The 23,142-nt window shown below is 29.5% G+C and carries 15 protein-coding genes and 1 pseudogene; 9 read left to right on the top strand and 7 right to left on the bottom strand.

Annotation, left to right across the window (positions count from 1 at the left end):
- Positions 1-329 precede the first annotated feature (329 nt).
- From H9W90_RS08970 to H9W90_RS08950, 5 genes are all read right to left on the bottom strand, one after another.
- Positions 330-1,478, bottom strand: coding sequence for an alpha-hydroxy acid oxidase (locus tag H9W90_RS08970; RefSeq protein ID WP_187481283.1), 1,149 nt, complete (start codon positions 1,476-1,478; stop codon positions 330-332).
- Positions 1,479-1,490: 12 nt separating this feature from the next.
- A complete protein-coding gene (locus H9W90_RS08965; RefSeq protein ID WP_187481282.1) occupies positions 1,491-1,820 on the bottom strand; it encodes an L-rhamnose mutarotase in 330 nt (109 codons plus the stop codon).
- Positions 1,821-1,831: 11 nt separating this feature from the next.
- A complete protein-coding gene (fucP, locus tag H9W90_RS08960; protein WP_187481281.1) occupies positions 1,832-3,130 on the bottom strand; it encodes an L-fucose:H+ symporter permease in 1,299 nt (432 codons plus the stop codon).
- 94 nt (positions 3,131-3,224) lie between these two features.
- Positions 3,225-4,664: an aldehyde dehydrogenase gene (aldA, locus tag H9W90_RS08955; RefSeq protein WP_187481280.1), complete on the bottom strand. Its 1,440-nt coding sequence runs from the start codon at positions 4,662-4,664 to the stop codon at positions 3,225-3,227.
- A gap of 208 nt (positions 4,665-4,872) precedes the next feature.
- The gene (locus tag H9W90_RS08950; RefSeq protein WP_187481279.1) at positions 4,873-5,772 is read right to left on the bottom strand and encodes a helix-turn-helix domain-containing protein; all 900 of its coding nucleotides are present in this window, start codon (positions 5,770-5,772) and stop codon (positions 4,873-4,875) included.
- Between the two features lie 99 nt (positions 5,773-5,871).
- On the opposite strand from H9W90_RS08950, the gene rhaD reads away from it, so the two are divergent.
- The 7 genes and pseudogenes from rhaD (at position 5,872) to H9W90_RS08915 (ending at position 16,748) form a co-directional block, all read left to right on the top strand.
- Positions 5,872-6,666, top strand: coding sequence for a rhamnulose-1-phosphate aldolase (rhaD, locus tag H9W90_RS08945; RefSeq protein WP_187481278.1), 795 nt, complete (start codon positions 5,872-5,874; stop codon positions 6,664-6,666).
- A gap of 21 nt (positions 6,667-6,687) precedes the next feature.
- Complete coding sequence (locus H9W90_RS08940; RefSeq protein WP_222934228.1) at positions 6,688-8,475, top strand: L-fucose isomerase; 1,788 nt, start codon at positions 6,688-6,690, stop codon at positions 8,473-8,475.
- Between the two features lie 119 nt (positions 8,476-8,594).
- Complete coding sequence (locus H9W90_RS08935; RefSeq protein WP_187481277.1) at positions 8,595-9,905, top strand: FGGY family carbohydrate kinase; 1,311 nt, start codon at positions 8,595-8,597, stop codon at positions 9,903-9,905.
- 32 nt (positions 9,906-9,937) lie between these two features.
- Positions 9,938-10,939, top strand: a complete 1,002-nt coding sequence (fbp, locus tag H9W90_RS08930) for a class 1 fructose-bisphosphatase (RefSeq protein ID WP_187481276.1) — start codon at positions 9,938-9,940, stop codon at positions 10,937-10,939.
- 38 nt (positions 10,940-10,977) lie between these two features.
- Positions 10,978-13,752, top strand: a complete 2,775-nt coding sequence (locus H9W90_RS08925) for a ligand-binding sensor domain-containing protein (protein ID WP_187481275.1) — start codon at positions 10,978-10,980, stop codon at positions 13,750-13,752.
- Positions 13,753-13,840: 88 nt separating this feature from the next.
- A pseudogene (locus H9W90_RS08920) lies at positions 13,841-15,052 on the top strand (sulfatase-like hydrolase/transferase); the annotation flags it as partial.
- A gap of 247 nt (positions 15,053-15,299) precedes the next feature.
- Positions 15,300-16,748 (top strand): tyrosine-type recombinase/integrase, encoded by a 1,449-nt coding sequence (locus H9W90_RS08915; RefSeq protein WP_187481274.1) that lies wholly within the window; start codon positions 15,300-15,302, stop codon positions 16,746-16,748.
- Between the two features lie 5 nt (positions 16,749-16,753).
- On the opposite strand, the gene H9W90_RS08910 is transcribed toward H9W90_RS08915, so the two are convergent.
- Positions 16,754-16,990 (bottom strand): helix-turn-helix domain-containing protein, encoded by a 237-nt coding sequence (locus H9W90_RS08910; RefSeq protein WP_187481273.1) that lies wholly within the window; start codon positions 16,988-16,990, stop codon positions 16,754-16,756.
- Between the two features lie 99 nt (positions 16,991-17,089).
- Here H9W90_RS08910 and H9W90_RS08905 point away from each other — a divergent pair, with 99 nt between their 5' ends.
- Positions 17,090-18,307 (top strand): SH3 domain-containing protein, encoded by a 1,218-nt coding sequence (locus H9W90_RS08905; RefSeq protein WP_187481272.1) that lies wholly within the window; start codon positions 17,090-17,092, stop codon positions 18,305-18,307.
- A 1-nt stretch (position 18,308) separates the two neighbouring features.
- A complete protein-coding gene (locus H9W90_RS08900) occupies positions 18,309-19,079 on the top strand; it encodes a M15 family metallopeptidase (RefSeq protein WP_187481271.1) in 771 nt (256 codons plus the stop codon).
- Positions 19,080-19,729: 650 nt separating this feature from the next.
- Here H9W90_RS08900 and H9W90_RS08895 read toward each other — a convergent pair.
- Positions 19,730-22,846, bottom strand: a complete 3,117-nt coding sequence (locus tag H9W90_RS08895; protein WP_187481270.1) for a DEAD/DEAH box helicase family protein — start codon at positions 22,844-22,846, stop codon at positions 19,730-19,732.
- Positions 22,847-23,142 lie beyond the last annotated feature (296 nt).

Here is a 23,142-nt window from a genome sequence, read left to right as displayed (position 1 = left end):
TACACAAAAAAGTACTTTAAGACAAATTGAAGTATAATTAAAACTATTGTTTATTCAATTAAAAAGCTCCATTATGATGGAGCTTTTTAATTTTAGTAAAATGTTTAACCTTATTTCAATTGTTTTTTTTAAGTGAAATAATAAAACAACTCTTTTTATCTTAACAATAATATCTGTAAAGTCTAATTATCTTTTTCTATTTAATAATAATTGGTTTAGATCATTCTTTAGTCAATAGTTTTTAAAAATGTAATGTCTGGTAAAAAAAAATACTCAATTTTTTAAAATTGAGTATTTATGTAAATATTGATGTATTAGATTTTACTAAATTACTTAATCAAATGTGGTTTAAATTCACCTGTTTTTTGACAACAAATTTGCTCCATAACTTGTAATAATTCTCGTTTCATTAAAGATATTGTATGATCTCCACCTTGTTTACCCAAAGCCCCAACACCATACATAAAACTTCTTCCCATAAATGTGAATTCTGCTCCACTTGCCATTGCTCTTGCAATATCTGGACCACCACGTAAACCAGAATCTACCATTATTTTTGTCTTGTCTCCAAATTTTTCAGCTAAACTTGTCATTGGTACAATAGAAGATTGTCCGGCGTCTAATTGACGACCTCCATGATTAGATACAATAATACCATCTACACCTAAATCTATAGATTTTTGCGCATCTTCTTCACTAACCACACCTTTAATAACTAATTTACCCTTCCACTGGTCACGAATTGAAGCAATTCTATCTTCATTTAATCTACCTGAAAAAGTTGCATCCATAAATTCTCCTAACTTTTTTAAGCTAAGTCCTTTTGGCATATACTTTTCTAATGTTTTAAAACTTGGTTGACCATGTACTAAAGTCTGTAAAGCCCAATCCGGTTTTGTCATTACTTCAAGAATATTTTTAATACTCATACTTGGTGGCATTGCCAATCCATTACGTACGTCTCTGGGTCTATAGCCAAAAGTTGGTACATCTGCTAAAATAACCAAGACATCTGTGCCAGCAGCAGCGGCTCTATCTAATAAATCCCTTTTTACTTTTTCTTCTGCAGGATGATATAATTGAAACCAAGATTTTCCTTCTGTAATTTCTGCAATACGTTCTATGCTAGAAGTAGTAACAGTACTTAAAATAAAAGGAATATTATGTTTGTGTGCAGATTTTGCTAAAATTTCTGGAGAATTTGGCCACATTAAACCTTGTAAACCTACAGGAGAAATTCCAAAAGGTGCATCATAAGTGTGTCCAAATAATTCTGTTTTCATTTCTGATTTCTCAAACTTTGATAAGTATTGAGGCATTAACTCAATTTTCTGTAAATCAGTTCTATTTTTATCTAAATTGATATCTTCATTACATCCCCCATCTAAATATTCGAAAGCAAACTTTGGCATTTTTACCATAGCTCTTTTTCGTAAATCATCTACAGATGGATATTTTGGATTTATTGTTAATTCCATAATTTTTATTTTTTACAACTGATAAATTTTATCCATTAAAACCCATTTTTCGCCTTCTTTTGCAAAAGGTAATTTTTGCTGATAATTCCACATTAGGTTTTCCCATTCTTGAACTTTTGGGTTCTCTAAATCCATTATCGTTTTCTTTTCAAAAGTAAAGGTTTCGTTAACTTTCATGATCATAAATAATCGATTTCCTATTAAATAAATATCTAAATTTTCAATCCCTGCAGCTTTTATACTGTTGGTAATTTCAGGCCAAATTTTTTCATGATATTTTTTATATTCAGAAATTAATTTAGAATCATTTATAAGGTCTAAAGCGAAACAATATATTTTCATAAAAAGTATTGTTATTTGTGAATTTTAAACGTTCTATAACCATAAATAGCAATAAAACAGAAACAAATAAAAGGAAGTATAAACGAGAAATTAACTCCAGAAAAAGGACCAATTTTTTCCATGTCTATCATAGTTCCTTGTAAGATTGGCATTAAAGCACCACCTACAATTGCCATTACTAAACCAGCAGCGCCAAGAGCAGTATCTTCTTTGCTTAACCCATCAAGAGCAATTCCGTAAATTGTTGGAAACATTAATGACATAAATGCAGATGTTGCAACTAATAAATAAAGTCCCATCATTCCTTCAATTAAAATAACACCAGAAATTGTTGCCATTGCACAAAGTGCAAAAATCATTAATAATTTTTTAGAGTTTATATACTTCATTAAAAAAGTACTCACAAACCTGCTACATAAAAATATTGTCATTGCAATAATGTTGTAGTTTTGAGCTTCAGCTTTAGATATACCCAAATTACCAGCATATTGTATAATAAATGTCCAACACATTATTTGCGCAGCTACATAAAAAAGTTGTGCCAAAACACCTTCTTTGTATTTGCTGTTTTTAAATAATCTTTGAAAAGAAGATTTAGCACTAGTTGGGTTTTCAATATTTTTTCTTTTAGGCATCTTTATTAAACTGATAATAATAAACATGGCTATTACAACAAAACCAAGAATTACATAAGGGTTTCTTATGATAGATAAATCGTGTGTTCTTACAATTGCTTTTTTAGCTTCAGATAATGTGCTAAAAATTATTTCACCAGCTTCATTTCTTTTATCAGAATCTAAAGCAACTAAAATAAATTTTGAAGCTACAAACATTCCGAATAAGGAACCAATTGGATTAAAAGCTTGTGCAAGATTTAAACGTTGTGTTGCTGTTTTTTCATCTCCCATTGATAAAATAAATGGGTTTGCAGTAGTTTCTAAAAAAGCCAAACCAAAAGTTAAAATATATAATGATCCTAAAAAGAAACCAAAAACTTCATATTCTGCTGCAGGATAAAATAATAATGCACCAATTGCATATAATGATAACCCTAAAAGAATACCGCTTTTGTAGCTGTATTTTCTAACAAAAAGAGCTGCTGGTATTGCCATTGTTGCATAGCCTCCGTAAAAAGCTAACTGAACTAATGCCGCTTTTGCAGACGATATTTCCATAACTGTAGCAAAAGCTGCTACCATTGGATTTGTAATATCATTAGCAAAACCCCATAAAGAAAATAATGAAGTTATAACTATAAATGGAAGTAAGTATTCTTTGGATACTACAGGTATTTTTTTTGATGTAGCCATAACTTTTATCGGTTTAAAGTATTATAAATAAAAATTACTATTTAGGGTTTTATCTTTAATCCTAAATAGTAATTTTTTTGATTAAATATATATTCTATTGGTATTGAGCGTAGATTACTTTTGTTTGTAAGTATTCTTCCATACCATGTTTACCATCTGCACCACCTAAACCAGATTTTTTCCAACCTGCGTGGAAACCTTGAATAGCTTCAAAATGCTCTCTATTAATATATGTTTCTCCAAACTCTAAACTGTCTGCAGCATGCATTACTTTATTAAAGTTTTCAGAGAAAATAGATGATGTTAAACCATATTCACAATCATTAGCTAAAGCAATTGCTTCATCTAAACTACCAAATTTCATTACTGGTAAAACAGGTCCAAATACTTCTTCTTGAATTATCTGCATGTTTTGTGTAACGTTTGTTAAAAGAGTTGGTTGGTAGAAATAACCTTTGTCAAACTGACTTGATCTATTTCCTCCCAATACAACTTCAGCACCTTCTTTTTTAGCAAAGTTTACCATTTCTTCAACTTTATCTATTTGCGCTTTAGAAACCATACTACTCATGTCTGGATTGTTTGTAGAGAAAGCATCTTCAACTTTTACTTCGTTGAATTTCTTTGTAACTCTATCCATAAATTCATCATAAATAGAATCTTCTACATACACTCTTTCTGCACAGTTACAAACTTGTCCACTAAAAATTACTTTAGAATTTACAACTGCATTTACAGCAAGTTCTAAATTAGCATCTGCACAAACAATTGCCGGCGCTTTTCCACCTAACTCTAAAGATACTTTTGTAATATTTGGTGCAGCAGCTTCCATAATTTTCTGACCTGCATACACACTTCCTGTTAAACTTACAATACCAGTATTTGGGTTGCTTGTAAGCGCATTCCCAACAGTTGCACCAGCACCACAAACAAAGTTTAATACTCCATCAGGTAAACCAATTCCTGCAATTAACTTTGCAAATTCCATTACTGTATTTGGAGCAACACAACTTGGTTTAATAACACAAGAATTTCCTGTTACTAAAGATGGTGCTACTTTTCTTGCCATTACAAAGAATGGAAAGTTCCAAGGTAAAATACCTACAGCAACTCCAATTGGAGCTTTGTGTAAAAAGATGTGTTCTTTTCTTCTATCACTTTGAATAATTTCACCTTCTATTCTACGAGCCCAACCTGCATTATAATCAAAATAATCTGCTGTTACATCAATTTCTACTTGTGCTAAACCTATTACTTTAGCTTGTTCAGCGGCTAAAGTTTCTGCTAAAAACACTCTGTTTTCACGGATAATTGTAGCCATTTTATTTAAAAAATTAGCTCTTTCGATTGCAGCAAGAGTTCTCCATTTTTTTTGAGAATGAAAAGCTACATCAATTGCCATGTTAGCATCTTGTATAGATCCTTTTGGTATTGTAGAAAGAACTTCTTCTGTACAAGGGTTTAAAACTTCTGTTACTCCTGTAGAAGTTGATTTAACAAACTTTCCGTTTATAAATTGATCAAATTGTTTCATGTTAAAAGGTTTTATGTTTTAGTATTCAGTTATGCTTTTCAAAACTGTGTAATCTCTTTTCTGTAAGGGAATAAGAAATTACATTATTGATTATGGACAAATTTATGCACAGAATGCTCTTAATTATTTATCCATAACAATCAATAATATGTATAATTTAAACATTGACCTTTTTAATTGTGATAAAAAACAATTGACTTAATAACTGTTAAGTATATTTCCCGGATTTGTAAACAGCAGGTGTTAAGCCGGTTACTGATTTAAAAACTCTTGAAAAATGATATCTGTCCGAAAAACCTAAATTATAGGCAACTTCTTCAATTGTGTTATTTGAATGTTCAAATAAATCACAAGCTTTTGCTATTTTTCTATTTTGAATAAAATTATGTACAGAAATATTCATTTCTTCTTTAAATAGTCTCGCAAAAGAATTTGATGCCATGTGAACTACATTAGCAATTTCTGCGTTACTTAACTTCTTGTCTACATTCATTTCAACAAAACGTATCACTTTTAAAACACGATCATCCATATTTATAGTTTTCCATAATTCTGGACCTATATTAGTAAGTGTTTCTTTTATAAATGCTTGTAGTTTTAAATTAAAAGTTAATTTAAAGTCTTTGTTTTCTATTTTTAGTCTTTCGGTTAAATAAGTTAACCTCTCTTTTAAATAGTCGGTTAATTTAATTTCAATAATACTTGGGTAAACATTATCAAAAGGAACCCCTAAATTAAAATGAGTAAAAAAGTGGATTAGTGATTTTTCTTCATTATTTATTTCATCTATATCATTTGTTAAATGCTTTCCAGTAACATGAATACCCGTTTTGTAGATGTGGTTTTTGGTAAAGCGAGAAGAGAAAGAAGTAAATGGAGGGATTATATATAACATATCTGGATTCATAGGTGTTACTTTATCATCATGCATTAATTCTCCACCTTCATTTTTATTCCAATAGATTCTCCAATAAGGAAAAACCATGTCATGGCAATCCCACAAGTCTAATAGCCAATATCTGCAACAAAGTAATTTTAATTTTAAGTCAATAAAATTCTGAAAATTAGTGGATGGATCTCCTAAACCGATGTTTTTAGAAATTTTCATTTTTTTAGAGAATGTTTAAATTAGATACAAAAATACAGATTTTAAATATTTTTAAAAGCTAATATAATGATAGTTTTGTAAACTAAATTACTAAAGATTATGAAGACTCTAAAACTTCCAATAGAAGTACAACAAGAATTAAAAAAAGTATCTACAGTAGCTGGGTATTTATGGCAAAGAGAATGGGCAGAAAGAAATGCTGGAAATATTTCGATGAACTTAACGTCTTTCTTTAAAAAAGAAGATGTTCAAGGAATAGGAGAAGAGGTGCCTTTCGATTTTCCGAAAGAATCTGCAGGATTTGTAATTTATATTACAGGAACAGGATGTTACTTAAGAGATTTAGTAGATATGTTAGAAGAGGTATCATGTATTCTTTATATTAATGAAGATGCAAGTGCTTATTCTATTATTTGGGGAGGAAACAGACCTAATTTTGGACCAACTTGTGAGTTAATTTCTCATGCAAGTATTCATTTATTTAACTCAAAATATCATCCAGAAAATTTAGCGGTTGTTCATACACATCCATTAGAATTGATTTGTATGAGTCATCACGAATTGTTCGATAATGAAGAAGAATTAAACAGACAAATTTGGGCTATGTGTCCAGAAGTTAAAGTATTTGTACCAAAAGGAATTCATTGTACACCTTATGCATTGTCAAGTACAGAGCATTTAGCAAAAGTTACAATTGAAGCTTTTAAAACAAGAAACGTTTCACTTTGGGAAAAACACGGAGCAACAGCAACTGCGCCAGATGTTATGAAAGCTTGGGACTTTTTAGATGTAGCAAATAAAGGTGCCAAAATGTTAATGATGTGTTGGGCAGCAGGTTTTCAACCAGCTGGACTTTCAAATGCACAGTTAACAGAATTAGAGCAGTTTATATAAATTATAAAAAAAATATAAATCATGAGTAGATTAATAGGTAGACTACCAAAAGTAGGAATTCGTCCTGTAATTGACGGACGTGAATTAGGTGTAAGAGAGTCTTTAGAAGTTCAAACTATGGACATGGCTAAAGCTGCAGCTAAACTAATTGAAGATACATTACGTTTTCCAAGTGGAGAAAAAGTAGAGGTTGTAATTGCAGATACTACTATTGGTGGTGTTGCAGATGCAGCAGCTTGTGCAGATAAATTTAAAAGAGAAGGAGTAGAAGTTTCATTAACAGTAACGCCATGTTGGTGTTATGGAACAGAAGTTATGGATACAAATCCTTTAACTCCTAAAGCGGTTTGGGGTTTCAACGGAACAGAAAGACCAGGAGCTGTTTATTTAGCAGCAGCATTGGCAGGTTATTCTCAAAAAGGATTACCAGCTTTTGGAATTTATGGTAAAGAAGTGCAAGATGGTGGCGATCAAACCATTCCTCAAGATGTATCAGAAAAAATATTACGTTTTGTAAAAGGAGGTTTAGCTGTTGCTCAAATGAACGGTAAATCTTATTTATCTATAGGATATAGTTCTATGGGAATTGCAGGTTCTATGGTAGATGTAAACTTTTTACAAGATTATTTAGGTGTTAGAGCCGAGTTTGTAGAATCTGTAGAGATTCTAAGACGTATAGATGAAGGTATCTTCGACCAAGATGAATATGCAAAAGCATTAGCTTGGACGAAAGAGAACTGTAAAGAAGGAAAAGATTATAACAGTCCAGAAGCTCAAAAATCTGCAGAGGTTAAAGATGAAGAATGGGAAAAAGTTGTAAAAATGACTTTAATCTGTAAAGATTTAATGAACGGAAATCCTAAATTGAAAGAAATGGGATTTGGCGAAGAGTCTAAAGGTAGAAATGCTATTATGGGAGGTTTCCAAGGGCAACGTCAGTGGACAGATTACCAACCAAATGCAGATTTTACGGAGTCTATTTTAAATTCATCTTTCGATTGGAATGGAATTAGACAAGCATATACTTTTGCAACAGAAAACGATTGTTTAAACGCTATTTCTATGTTGTTTGGGCATTTGTTAACTAATAAAGCACAATTATTTTCAGATGTAAGAACTTATTGGAGTCCAGAATCTGTAGAAAGAGTTACGGGTAAAAAGTTAACAGGAATTGCAAAAGACGGAATTATTCATTTAATCAATTCTGGTTCTACAACATTAGATGCAACTGCACAACAAACAGATGCAGAAGGAAATCCTACAATGAAACCATTTTGGGATATTACAGAAGAAGAAGTTCAAAAATGTTTAGATAACACCAAATGGCCAGCAGCAATTGCTGAATATTTTAGAGGTGGAGGATTCTCTTCTCAATTTAAAACAAAAGGAACTATTCCATTAACAATGTGTAGACTTAACCTTGTAAAAGGAATTGGACCCGTTTTACAAATTGTTGAAGGTTGGAGTGTAGAATTACCTGGAGATGTTCACGAAATTTTAGATGAAAGAACAAATCCAACTTGGCCAACAACTTGGTTTGTGCCAAGAACAACAGGTACAGGTTTCTTTAAAGATGTATATACAGTAATGGCTAAATGGGGCGCAAACCATGGCGCAATTTCTCACGGACATATAGGTGCAGATTTAATTTCTTTAGCAGCAATGTTACGTATTCCTGTAAACATGCATAATGTTAGTGAAGATGATGTATTTAGACCAAGTGCTTGGTCTGCTTTTGGAGAAGGTTTAGAAGGAGCAGATTACAGAGCTTGTAAAAACTATGGTCCTTTATACGGCTTCAAAGAATAGTTTTTAGCAAAAAAAACTAAAATTTTTAATATAATTTTCAGGCATTTATAAAGGCAAGAACTTTATAGATGCTTGACAATAAATTCCTAAAGTTTTCATAATAATTAAAGTTAGTAAAGATGAAAAATGTTATTGCAGTTATCGATATTGGAAAAACAAATAAAAAGATATTTTTATTTGATGAAAATTTTGAAGTTTATTCAGAAAATTCAACCCAGTTTGAAGAAATACTTGACGATGATGGTTTTCCTTGTGATAATTTAGAGGCAATAGAAAGTTGGATTTTTGATGAAATAGAAAAAATACAAAGCAACGATTATTACAACTTAAAAGCTATTAATTTTAGCACACATGGCGCATCTTTAATTTATTTAGATAAAGAAGGAAAAAGAATAGCACCATTATATAATTATTTAAAACCTTTAGATTTAGAAAAATATGAAGGTTTTTATGAGTCTTTTGGTGGTAAAGAGGAGTTTTCAAGAAATACAGCATCTCCCGCTTATGGAATGTTAAATACGGGACTTCAAATATTAAAATTACAAAAAGAGAAATCAAGTATTTGGGAGAATGTAGAAACTATTTTACATTATCCGCAATACTTAAGTTATTTATTTACAAAAAAAATTACTTCAGATTTTACTTCAGTTGGTGCACATACAGCAACTTGGGATTTTGATAAAATGAGTTACCATAAATGGGTTTCTGATTATAAATTGAATTTACCAATTCCTAAAAATGGAAAAGAAGCTGTAATAACTACTATTAACAATCAAGAAATTGCAGTTGGTAGTGGTTTACACGATAGTTCCGCATCTATAATACCATTATTAGAAACAGAAAAGAATAAAGAATTTATTTTATTGTCTACTGGAACTTGGATTATTGCTATGAATCCTTTTAGTAAGGAAACTTTAACACAAGATCAATTACAAAATAATTGTTTGTGTTTTATGACCCCAGAAAAGCAGCAAATAAAATCTTCGATGCAATTTTTAGGTAAAATTCACGAAGTATATTTAACGGCATTAAGTTCTTATTTTAAAGTAGATAAAAATAAGCACTTACAACTTCAGTTAAATAAAAAACTGTGTAATGAACTAGTGTATGAAGACTCACGCGTATTTTTATCAGAAGGTATTGATAGCGATTTTGAAGCTCATCCTAATTTATTAACTTATTATGCAAATTATGAAACTGCTTATTACCAATTAATATTTGAAATTAGTAAAAAAGTAATTGACGGAATTAATTTAATTTCTGATGAAAACAATCCAATTAATAATGTATTTATTTCTGGTGGATTTAATAAAAACCTAATATTTATTACCTTTTTAAAACTACTTAAGAGTGATATTATTTTAAAAATTTCTGATTGTAAAAATGAAAGCGCTTTAGGTGCTGCATTAATGATGAAATCTTATCTGTAAAACGTATCAGAAAAATTATTTAATATAAAACAATGAGTCACCAAAAAAGTACTTTAGGAGAATTTATTATTAAAAATCAATCTTCATTTCCTTATTCAAGTGGAGAATTATCGAGTCTTTTAAACGCATTACGTTTAGCTGCAAAAGTGGTAAATCACGAAGTTAATAAAGCCGGTTTAGTAGATATATTTGGAGATTCTGGAGACGTAAATGTGCAAGGAGAACATCAACAAAAATTAGATGTATTTGCAAATAAAACATTTATTCAGTCTCTAAAAAATAGAGATATTGTTTGTGGAATTGTATCCGAAGAAAATGATGAATTTATTACCATAGAAGGGCAAGACAAAAAATCTAATGGTAAATATGTAGTGCTTATGGATCCTTTAGACGGTTCCTCTAATATTGATGTAAATGTTTCCGTGGGAACAATTTTTTCAATATTTAGAAGAATTACTCCTCAAGGAACACCAGTAGAAGCAAAAGATTTTTTACAACCAGGTAGAAAGCAAGTTGCTGCTGGTTATGTTGTTTATGGTACTTCTACAATGTTGGTGTATACAACAGGAGATGGCGTAAATGGCTTTACATTAAACCCAGCAATTGGTTCTTTTTATCTTTCTCATCCTGATATGAAATTCCCTAAAAAAGGAAATATTTATTCAGTAAATGAAGGGAATTATGGTCATTTTCCAGAACCCGTAAAAAAATACATAAAATATTGTCAGCAAGTAGAAGAAGATAGACCTTATTCACATAGATATATTGGCTCTTTGGTTTCCGATTTTCATAGAAATATGATAAAAGGAGGTATCTATTTATATCCAAATAGTACAGTGAATAAAGAAGGAAAATTAAGGTTGCTTTATGAATGTAATCCAATAGCTTTTTTAACTGAACAAGCAGATGGAATTGCAACTAATGGGCAACAAGATATTATGGATGTTATTCCAACAGATATTCATGAGCGTGCAGCATTTTATTGCGGAAGTAGTTCTATGATAAAAAAATTACAAGAATTTATCGAAAATTAAAGGATAAAAGTCATATTTTTAAAGCTAATAAAAGAAACATGCGTAAAATTATTTTTTTTATTGGTGTAGTAATTTTACTACTTACTCAACAAATTTTTTCTCAAAATTTTGATAGAATCTCTAATAGTGAAGGTTTTAATCAAAATACTGTTAATGCCATAGTACAAGATAAATATGGTTTTTTGTGGTATGCAACTCCAAATGGATTAATACGTTATGATGGTTATGAGTTTAAGACATTTACCACGCAATCTAAAGATGAAGGCGCTATTTCTAGCAATAATGTAACTCATTTATTTAACGATAAAGATGGAATTTTATGGATAGGAACAAATGTTGGAGTGAACATTTATGTGCCTTGGTTAGAACGTTTTTTTACGGTTCCGCTTAAATATAAAATAGATGTTAATAAAATAGATGCTAAAGGAGATGGCTATGTTTGGATTACTTCATCTAAAGAATTAATAAGATGTAAGTTAACAGATGTAAGTAAAGGGGTTTTCGATTTTCCTGAAAACATACTCGATCTAAAAGAAAATGGTGTTAAGATTAATACTTTTTCTTTCGGCTATAATTCCTCTATAATTTTAGGGACAAATAAGGGACTTAAAAAAGTAGATTACCAAACAGAAATTCCAATATTAAAAATTGAAAACAATAATTTAAACGATTTTAGTTTTTTTGATAATAAAGAAATTACTGAAATAATTAAAGTAGATAATATATTTTGGGTTGGTACTACAGATGGTTTATACAGTTCTAATTTAGATTCTAGTTCTAAATATTTAGTTAAGAAAATAGAAATACCAAACCAAGACACAACTTTTTATGTAAATAGTCTTTTTACAGATAATGAAAACACAATTTGGATTGGAACTAGAGCAAATGGTCTTCATAAATACAATCCTATTTTAAACTCTTTTAGTCACTTTAATTACGACTCTAAAAATAAAAACAGCGTTAGTAGTCATCAAATTAATGCTGTTTATCAAGACAGTTTTAACATATTATGGGTTGGTACTGCACAAGGGGGTATTAATAAATTAGACCTTTCTCAAAAACCATTTTTCTCTTATAGAAACAATCCGTATAATAAATTTTCTATTGGAGATAATTTAATAACATCAATTTTAGAAGATAATACTGGTAAAATTTGGGTTTCTGGTTATAACAAAAAACTATTTAGAAGTATAGATGTTATTAATAAAAACAATCTAAATAACATTAAGTTCGAAGACATACAAGCCAAATTATCTTTAGAAGATAATGATGTTATTAGATGTATTTATCAAGATCAAAAAAATTACATTTGGTTTGGTACAGATAAAAAAGTATTTGTTTATAACCCAATAAAGAAAGACTACAAAGAAGTTCAATTTACTTCAAAAGAGGATAAAACACAATTACTTTCCACAAGAAATATTGCACAAATAAATGAAACAGATATTGTTTTATCTGGGAATAAAATCATAGTAATAAAAAATCCTTGGAAAGAAATAGATCAAAAAAGAACACCAGAAATTAATATTCAGTCTAGTTTAAGAATTGCGGCAAGTAGAGTACAATGCTTTTTGCAACATAGTAGCGGACAATTATGGTTTGGTACAGATTATGGCTTGTTACAGTGTAAATATGAAAACGGAAAAATTACTGTAACAAAACAATACCAAGAAAATAAAACAGGAAGTAGCAAAATAAGTTACAACAGTATTTTTTCTCTTTATGAAGACAATAAAAAAAATGTTTGGATTGGTACTTTTGGAGGTGGAATAAATAAACTAACATTAAACAATGACAATAATCCTGTAAAAATGGATTATTTTAGAAAAAATGATATTTTACCTGATGACGCTATTTACGGAATTTTACCACAAGAAAATAGCAATTATTTATGGATTAGTACAGATATGGGACTAGTTAGGTTTAATAAAGAAACCAACAAAGTAAACGTATTTGATGTCAGTGATGGTTTGTTTCACAACAACTTTAGACAGTCTGCCTATACCAAAGGAAAATCTGGTTTTATGTATTTTGGAGGTTTAAATGGCTTAACTATTTTTAATCCGCAAAAAATATTTTTAAACAAACAACCTCCAAGAGTTTTAATAACTTCTTTATTAATTAATAATAAACCTATAGAAATTGGTGAAGAACTTAATGATATTGTTATTCTTAAAAAGGCAATTTCAGAAACAGATACAGTTACCGTTTGTAGAAGTCAACGTATTATTTCCTTTAATTTAGTTGCAGAACATACAGCTGCACCTTCTAAAAATAAAATTGCCTATAAATTAGATGGGTTTAATAAAAATTGGGTAGAAATAAATAAAGGTAAATCTCCAATAACGTACACTAACTTATCTGCTGGTACCTACAAGTTAAGAGTAAAATCTGCCAATGGAGATGGTGTTTGGAGTGCTTCAACAAAAACATTAACCTTAATTGTACTGCCACTTTGGTATCAAACTTGGTGGAGCTATTCTTTACTGGTACTTGTTTTTTTAGGTGTTGGTGTTGGCATCGTTTTCTATTTTGTTAGACATGAAAAGTTGAAACAAAAATTAATCTATGAGCAAATAGACAAAGACAGAATTGAGGTAGTAAATCAAGGTAAATTTAGATATTTTACAAACTTATCTCACGAGTTTAGAACACCACTTACATTAATTTCTGGGCCTTTAGATAGGGTTATAGAAAATAACAGTAACCCAGAAAGCGAACGATTTTTAGCAATTATAAAAAGAAATACGCACAGACTTTTAAGCTTAATAGACCAATTAATAACTTTTAGACAAGCAGAACAAGGGTTTTAAATATACTGTTGCTCATGGAGGAGGAGGTGTTGGTCAGACTCCAGATTATTGGGATAATGATTATTTTGATGATACTTATTTTAAAAATGGAGTTCCTACAAAATACGAGGGATATTGTACAGATGTTTGGTTTGATGAAGCTATAAAATATATTGAAGAAAAGAAAGACGAACCATTTTTCGCTTACATTTCTACAAATGCACCACATTTACCGTATAATGTACCAGAAGAATATTATAATAAATACAAAGATTTAGACATTCCAGAATTCCAAAAAGTATTTTATGGAATGATTACAAATGTTGATGAAAACTTTGCGAAACTTCAAAAAAAGTTAAAAGATTTAAAGATTGCAGACAATACAATTGTAATTTTTATGACCGATAATGGAACTGCTTCTGGTTATAAAACAGTAGGAGGTAAGTTATACGGTTTCAATAGTGGAATGAAAGGAACAAAAAATAGTGAATATGAAGGAGGACATAGAGTTCCGTTTTTTATATCATATCCTGCAAAAAACATTAAAGGAGGAAAAGATGTTACAGATTTAACAGCTCATTTAGATATTTTACCAACATTAGCTACTTTGTGCGACTTGGAGTTACCAGAAAGGCAAAAGAAAATGGATGGTTCAGATATTTCCTCTTTACTTTTAGGTGATAAAAAAACCATTGGAAGAGAATATTTAATTACGGATTCTCAACGTGTACAAAGTCCTATAAAATGGAGAAAAAGTACAGTTATGAGCAATAAATTACGCCTTGTAAATGGAACTGAATTGTATGATATTTCTAATGATAAAGGTCAGGAAAATGATATTGCAAAGCAATTCCCAGAGATTGTAAGTAAGATGAGAAATCATTATGAAGAATGGTGGAGTTCAGTTTCTTCAGAGTTTAATCAGTTTCCAGTAATTATTTTAGGTTCTGATAAACAAAACCCAATAGAATTAACTTGTCATGATGGACATATTTTAGATTCGAAAATTCCATGGAATCAGAATTATATAAGAGAAGCTAAAAAGAATCCATTTGGAGGAGAGTTTACCGTTGAATTTGAACAATCTGGTACTTATGAAATTGAATTAAGTAGATGGCCATTTGAGTCTGGTTTAGCTATTAATGATGCTGTAAAAGGAAGAGAAGGAACATTGTCTACAGAAGCAATTAGCGATGGTAGAACAATGAACTTTAAATCTGGTGGTGTAAAAATTGGTGCTTGGTTTACAACCGATAAAAATGTAGATTGGGGTGCTTTTTATATTAAAATTAATAGAGTTTCTAAAGAGTTTAGTAAGTAATATAGATTCTTTTGAAACTCAAAAAAAACCCTGTAAAACATTGTTTTACAGGGTTAAAAGTGGAGACGCCGATACCCGAATTAGTTTATCTCATTATTTCGTATTAGTCTTAACACCTCTTTAATTATTAGGATATAGCGAGGGTAGTATTGAATGAAATTGAAATTAATTTAATGTAGTATATAGAAACGGACACAAAAACGGTCACATTTTTATATATTTGTTGTGTAAATTTAATTTAGGTCAAATGGCAACATTACAATTCTTGTATAGAAGTAAAAAAGATAAAGGAAATTTGACTATCAGGTTTAGACACTCGTCTAATATTCATTACAGATATACAACTAAAATTGTATCTAATAAAGAATACTGGTTTACTAAAACAGGTAAGCATAAAAATTTAAATAATATTGCAAGTAGTGGCTCTAGTGTTGTGAAAAACCATAAACGAGATTTAGAAGATATTCGAGATAAATTTTTGATGAAATTTACTCAAGATTTTAATGAAGGAGTAATTATTTCGAAAGAATGGTTTAAAGAAGCATTATCGGAAATAGTGACAATTGTTATTGATAAATCAGAAATTGAAAAGAGGCAAAGAACCAAAGAGCAAAAAGAGCTAGAAATATTTGATAAAGAGCAAAACGTTTATAAAACTAATTTAGTTACATCGGCAATACAAAGAGTTATTGAAGTTGAATATTTTGATAAAATAGATTCTTTAAGATTGTATAGTCAACTAATGTCTAAGATTATTGAATATCAAAAAGTAAAGAAGGTAAAACTTAGAACAAAAGATGTTACTCAAGATTTTATAAATGGCTTTTATGCTTTTTTAGTTACTTATTTTAAACATAGCCATGCAACTTCAAATAAACACTGTAAAAGCCTTACTCACGCCATTCGATATCAAAAAAACGCTTTTCCTAATATTGTTGAGGTTTCACATAATATAAATAATATTAAGTATAAGAAATTAACAAAGTCAGAAATAAGAGAACAAAAAGATGAAATTGTTATCCCTTTGTCTTTTGATGAGTTAGATTTGATACATAATACAGAAGTGCCAAAAAAACTTCAAGATGCTAAGAAAACAATTTTATTTATAAGTGAGGTGGGTTTAAGAGTGTCAGATTTTAATAAACTAACGGATGAGAATATTAAAACTAATAAACATGGTGTGAAATATTGGGGATTTTGGAACAAAAAAACTGGTTATGATGTTGTTTTACCTATCAATAAAAGAATATTGAAATACATCGATTGTTACGGTAAACCTAAAACTACATTTAAAGAAAATGATGATGTAATCTTAAACAAACAAATAAAAGAGATTTGTGAAATTGCTGGTTTAGATGAGGTAGTTAAAAGTAGAAAATCACAAAGTGTTATTGTTAACGGAAGGAAGACTAGGCGTACAATATCAAATACCTATAAAAAATATGAAATTATTACGAATCATAGTTTTAGAAGAACATTTGCAACTAATTATGTTAAAGTCATTGGTGCTTATAACGTAAGGGCAGTAACTGGGCATAAAAGCGATGAGATGTTGTATAAATATATTAATGAAAGTTCTATCAATGATGATCAGATAACTCAAATGTCTATTAGAATGAATGAAAATGCTGAAATGTTAGAGCAGAGACAAAAAGAGCCCCAACTTAAGATTATCAAAAATATTTCAAGTCAATAAAAACATTAAAAATCAATAAGCTGTGAAGGAGAAATTCCAAATGCATCTGCAATTCTTTTAAGCATAGAAATTTTCATTTCTTGTTTTCCCAATTCATATTTTCTTAAGTTTTGAGCATCTATTCCTGCTTTAAAAGCAATTTCTTCAATACTCAGATTACCTTTTTTTCTTAATTCTCTAATATGTTTTCCAAATTCAATACAGAATTCAGGAATTTTTTTTTTTCGTTTGCGCTCTAACATAAATCAAATATGCCAACAATCAAGTTTAAATAACCAATTGTATACAATAGGTTGAATACAACCTTTTTTATGTATTTGTTAAAATATTAAAACTAAATTATGAAAACAGAAATCAATCAAAAAGTAAAATATGAATCATTATCAAAGGGTTTAGGAATAACAGGATTAGTTTTAGGAATTGTCACATTATTAGTATCTTTTATTCCTTGTTTTGGACTCTTTACAGTATTCTTTGGAATAATAGCAATTATAGTATCTTTAGTTGGTCTTGTTATAGCTTTAAAGCACCATCATGAAAAGGGTTTAATAATAGGAGCTATAATTTGTTCCTTGTTAGGTTGTGGTATAGCGTATTCGCAATATGCAACAATGAATAGTATCACAAATGAATTTATAAAAGAAACTAGTATTGACAATAAAGAGAATAAAGCAGAGAAGCAGACCAGTTTAAGAGATAAAGATGTCGAATTTGTCTTAGACCATATCAAAAAATCTACACAAAAAGTCACAGATAAAAATGGTTTACCACTTAATTATGAATATAGAGTTGAGCTCATTGAAACCAAACCGTTAGGTAAAACGAAGGTAGTTTCTAGTAACCCCACAGAAGGTAAAGATAAAAATGGATACATGAATTCAATGTATGCTGAATTATCGGTAAGTAAGATTAAGTATAAATTTTTAATTAACGGAAAACAAATCAAAGACCTAGATTTCATAAGACATAATTATGATATTTATGAAACCAACAGATATTTAGATTACTATAACGGTAGTAAGTTTTACAAAGATAATTATAACTATACACCTGAATTAGATACTAAAAGTGTTTTGGATCAAGGTGTAAGAATGTTTACTAAGCCTCATTTCTATAGAAATTTTACTGGTCGAAATAAAGAATCGGATTCAAAATATGAAAACGAATACATCAATGCTACCTCTGATCTTATAAAATCTTCAAATATTCTAAACATAAAAACGATTGAAGATTTTCAAAAAGTGAAGGTTATTATAAGAGAAGAAAAGAAGGAAGTTGATAACAAGAATAAGACGAATGTTATTAATAAACAAACGGATAACTCTAAAAAATTATTAATTACCGTTGATAATTTAAGGGTAAGAACAAGTCCAGATTTAGATGCAGAAAAATTGGAAAACTTACCTCTGAATACAATGGTTGAATATTTAGATAAAAGGTCAGAACATAAGACTGAAGTTACAATTAAAGGAGTAGAAATAAATGAATATTGGTACCAAATTAAAACACCTTCTGGAAATATTGGTTGGATTCATGGATGTTGCTTTGAAAAACAATAAAATGAGATTTATTCTACTAACCCTCTTATTCTTTATTTCTTGTAAAAAACACAAAACTTCTTCTATAACTGATAGAAATGTGCCACCAAAAAGTATAGAAGTAAAGCCAAAAGATTCTATTAAGCAGGATTTAAATATTAGTAAGGATTTCGTTTTAGGTAAATTTAATTACAGAAAAGATACCTCTTTTATTAAAGTCAGAACATCACATTCTTCTAGATCAATATATTTAAAAAGGGAAGCTTACCATTCATTTATTAAAATGTATGAACAAGCAAAAGCAGAAAACATCAACATAAAAATTATTTCTGGAACACGTAATTTTTATGAGCAAAAAGCAATTTGGGAAAGAAAATGGAAAAAATATAAAAGTCTTTCTCCAATTAACAGAGCTAAAAAGATTTTAGAATACAGCTCAATGCCTTCTACTTCAAGACATCACTGGGGAACAGATATTGATTTAATTAATCTAAACAATTCATATTTTGAAAATGGTAGAGGAGCTAAAGAATATCAATGGCTTTTAAAAAATGCAAATAACTATGGATTTTATCAAGTTTATACTTCTAAAAATGAAGGAAGAAAAGGATACAATCTAGAAAGATGGCATTGGTCTTATATTCCATTATCAGAGAAGTATTTAAAATTCTACAACGATAATATTAGAATAGAGGACATCCAAGGATTTAAAGGAGCTGAACTATCAAAAGGTTTGGATGTCATCAATGCATATGTGAATGGGATTTCAAAACAATTAATTGAAGAAAAATAGTATTTATTTAATCATAAACATTTCACTGATTATAGTATTTATAATTGCTTTTATCTTTTTTTATAATTTCCAAGTTCCTTGTTTTTACCAAGAAAAGTATAATGTGATTTGTAAAACTTGTGGAATCACAAGAGATTTTAAATCAATATTATTGTATGAAAATGAAAACCTCATCAACCCCTTATCTAAAATATATTTTACTTTTTTCTCAAGCTTCTTTCTGATGAGGTTCATAACTAGTTTTTTGATTTTAAAGAAAGTAAAATATACCCTAACATTTGATATGCTTATTTCAATTTCTTCATTTCTGTATATTTTATGGCGACTTTAATCCTAAATGTGTTAGTATTATAAAATGCATTTTGATAGGGGTGGGTAAAGGAATTGAAGTAAAAAAGTACTTTATCGTTTATATTAAAATAATTTTAAACTCGGCCCATAATACCTCCACAGAACCTTATATCTGTAATATAAAATATATAAATTATGGATAAAAAAGAAGATGCAAATGACCTAATTATCAAAATGATCAAAGATGGATGCCAGTTAATTATTCTCTGGATTAAGAAGAAAAAAGGTGATTAGCATCAAAAAAGCAAACCAAACCCATTATTGGGTTTGGTTTGTTTATTTAAGAGTAAGATCAATTCTTATTTCTTTTTTCTCTTTTTAGCATCGGCAAATTTTCTATAATCTAGAAGGTTCACATTATAGACTTTAATATTATAATTACTTATGGTCTTACTATCAGAACTATTCGCAAAATAATCATTTAGAAATGTACTAGGATTATATATTCCTTTGTTGTAAATTTTAGTAGGGATGCTACCATCCTTCATCTCAAAACTATTGTTACTATACGCATAAGAGCATAAAAAACTGCAGGTTTCTTCTGCAGAAAAATCAGCATAAAGAAGTTTTCCGACATCGTCTAAAACTAGATAAGCAGGTCTAGTAATTTTTGCAGCTTCATGATTAGCAGAGTTAATTGTAACTCTTCCTTTAGGAGTATGAACACTTAATCTTGTAGAATTTTTATATTTTTTAGAATTTTTGAATAAACTATTATACACATCATATTGGTTGATCTTTTTTAAATTAGCTTTAAATCTCTTGTTAATAGTTGCTAATTGAAAATCTTCCTCACAAAATAAGGTCTGAGTTATAAATTTCATAGGTATTTTATGTTTTAAGTTTTTATAGGTATTGTAATCAACTGCCTTACATGCAGTCAGTAAAAAGGTATTTATTGTTTTTAAATCTTTCTTTAGTTTTTGAATTACCTCTGTCACAACTGGAAGAGCATTCTTTTTAGAATCACTCAACAGCGTATTGATGTAATTACTTAATTTTTGAAAGTTTTTTTCGTCTATAAAATCCTTTAGTGTGTTGTAGATTGTATTTAAGTGAATATGATTAGCTCGTAATTCACTGTTGAGGTAGGTTTCAAGTCTTATGCTTAGTCTTTTCCAAACACTCTCAAATTCTATCTTACTCTCGTCATAGGTGCAATTCTCTGGTTCTTCAACGTCATATTCATAATCATTTAATGCCAATATCATTTTATCACTCCTCAGAATTCGTGGAATGGTTATGTTTTCATAAGATTTAATGTCGCCAGTTTTAGCATACTTTAAAGGCTTGTAGATCGACAATCTATGTAATTGATTGTCTAGTTTTTCAAGATCCATTTTTTTCATCAGTTCATCATTCTTGGTATGCTCTTTAAGATAATCTTTTATAGAATTATGAGAGTGGTCTATTAAGTATGATGTCTTTTGTTTTTGCATTAGCGCCCAAATCTCTTTAAAATCTACATCAGTATTTGTATTTGTATAAGAGATATAAGTAGGAGATATCTTTTTAATGATACCTAAATTTTTATCTGCTAAATAATCGAGGAATATAAGGTAATTCATTCCATCTTTACAGTTGAAGCTTTTAAAGACCTTGAATGATTTGAGGTAACTTGTAATTTTCTTAAGATAACTATTAGTGGTTATTGGTAGCAGCTTGACTTCAGGATTTATAAGATACCTCAAGATTTCCAAAACTTTATCAGGATCATACCAATACGTAAATTGTAAATGATTTCTAATTAACTTGTTAATCGCACTTTCGTGGGAAACGTGAAAATCTCCTTCAAAAATGAATTTATTATTTTTTATATCAACAGCTTCGAAATTTCCTATTTTAGTACTGAAAGGATCTTTAATCGCATTAGAAGCTCTCACCAAAAACCTCTTCTCTATATCCATTTGATTAGACAAAAATAACAACGCATCGTCATTGTCTAAAAAATTACGAATGACCTGATTTTCTAATGCTAATTGATCTTCAGTCATTTCAGGCAATGGTTCATTGATATGACCTTCAAAAATTACAGATAAGAAACCGGCATCTGTTGTCATAAAATGATAACCATCCAAAGAACACAACCAATCTTCATAAATGCTTTTTTTCTTTTCTAAACGATTTATAATATCCCTTATCTTTTCAGTTTTTTTCTGATAGTTACGAATATCATAATAATTGATTTGACTAGGGTTATTTCTTATTTTATCTAAAAAAGCGATATCCTCTTCAACTTCTTTGTCTTCTTTTGTAACCGCCTCGAGATTTTTATTTACAGAAAGAAGGTGATTGTTGTATTTGTTGATACCCAAAATTATTTTTCCAGCGTAATTATAATCAAACTTTCTGTTGGTATTATAGTGATCAGTCCTGAATAACTTAGGAAAGAAAATTGTAGCATAGCATTTTCTATTCCTGAATCTATTAATTGCTTGAACAGCATCACTAGCATTAATCTTTGTATGGGTTTTACCTAAATCTATTACAACACCATATTCTTGTTTAGAAGATTCTCCTGCCAAAAAATCATCCTCAGTAATCCCATCTTTATTGATGTTAATTCCGTTAATAAAATAGGTGGTTGTTAGAATGACATCAAAATCTCCAAACTTTCCTTTTAAAATATTATCCCTACATACTCCTTTAGAGCCGGAATAGAAAAGACCTACTTTAATGTCAGCATCAAGCTTTGATTGAATTTCTCTAACATATTTATCCATTTTTTCTTTATAGTTGAAAATATGAACAACTTTTCTTCCTCTTTTGTAATACTTGTGTATTTGTTCAATAACAGCATTGGACCTTTGTTCGCCATTATTTGTGTCGAGGTGTCTTATATTAACTATAGGTTGGTTTTTATATTTCTTATTTACAATTACTCGTTGATAAAGATGGTCTAGTTCATATTCCTGCAGTAGATCCTGTACCACATGAGTCTCAACATTTGGTGTTCCTGACATGAAAATAATTTTAGTTGTAGCATCGACTTTTCTCCTAACAAATTCAATTAAATAACTTATAACCTCAGCAATTAATGTTGCTCTGTAATCTATTCCATCTGACAGGGAATGACACTCATCAATTGTGATGTAATCCTGAGTAGCAAGTTCTTCATAGGATATGTTTAATATTTGATTGTATGTTGTATGAATTACAAGTTCAGAGTCATTAGGTATGTTTTTACCTTTGAATGTTTTTTCATAATCAAAACGAATCGTTTCATCGTCTGTTTTTTTCAAATTACCTATAACCTCCTCAATTTTAGAATGTGAAAATAATTTGGGGCCATTATCATTTGAATGCCAAGCATCATATGCAGCTTGATTTAAAATACTTGTATAAGGAGAGCAAAGTAGAATTCTTCCAGGCATTTTAAATTTAGAATTACCTGTAATACTATTTTTTCCAGTCATTTATGTTCAGAATGAGCCGTTTTGCTCTCATTCCCGAAAGAATTATATAATATCTTTCTGCTTATAATTTCCTATAAGATCGGACTATATCTTTACCTGTTCTAGGCAACCTCCGCTTCCACCAGACTTCTGATGTACTCCCAAATTGGGATAGTCTCTGCACTTTTAAATCTCTATCTCATGTACCGATACTAGAACACTCTTGATTATATATAATACAAGGGGTTGTCTAGAAGCGGTACACTTCAATATTAAACGATTTACTTAGCTCAGAATTAACATAGAAATAGATATAT

Source organism: Polaribacter pectinis (genome assembly GCF_014352875.1).
Classification (GTDB): domain Bacteria; phylum Bacteroidota; class Bacteroidia; order Flavobacteriales; family Flavobacteriaceae; genus Polaribacter; species Polaribacter pectinis.
Note: the sequence above shows the minus strand (reverse complement) of the source record. Positions and strands in the feature narration are given on the sequence as shown.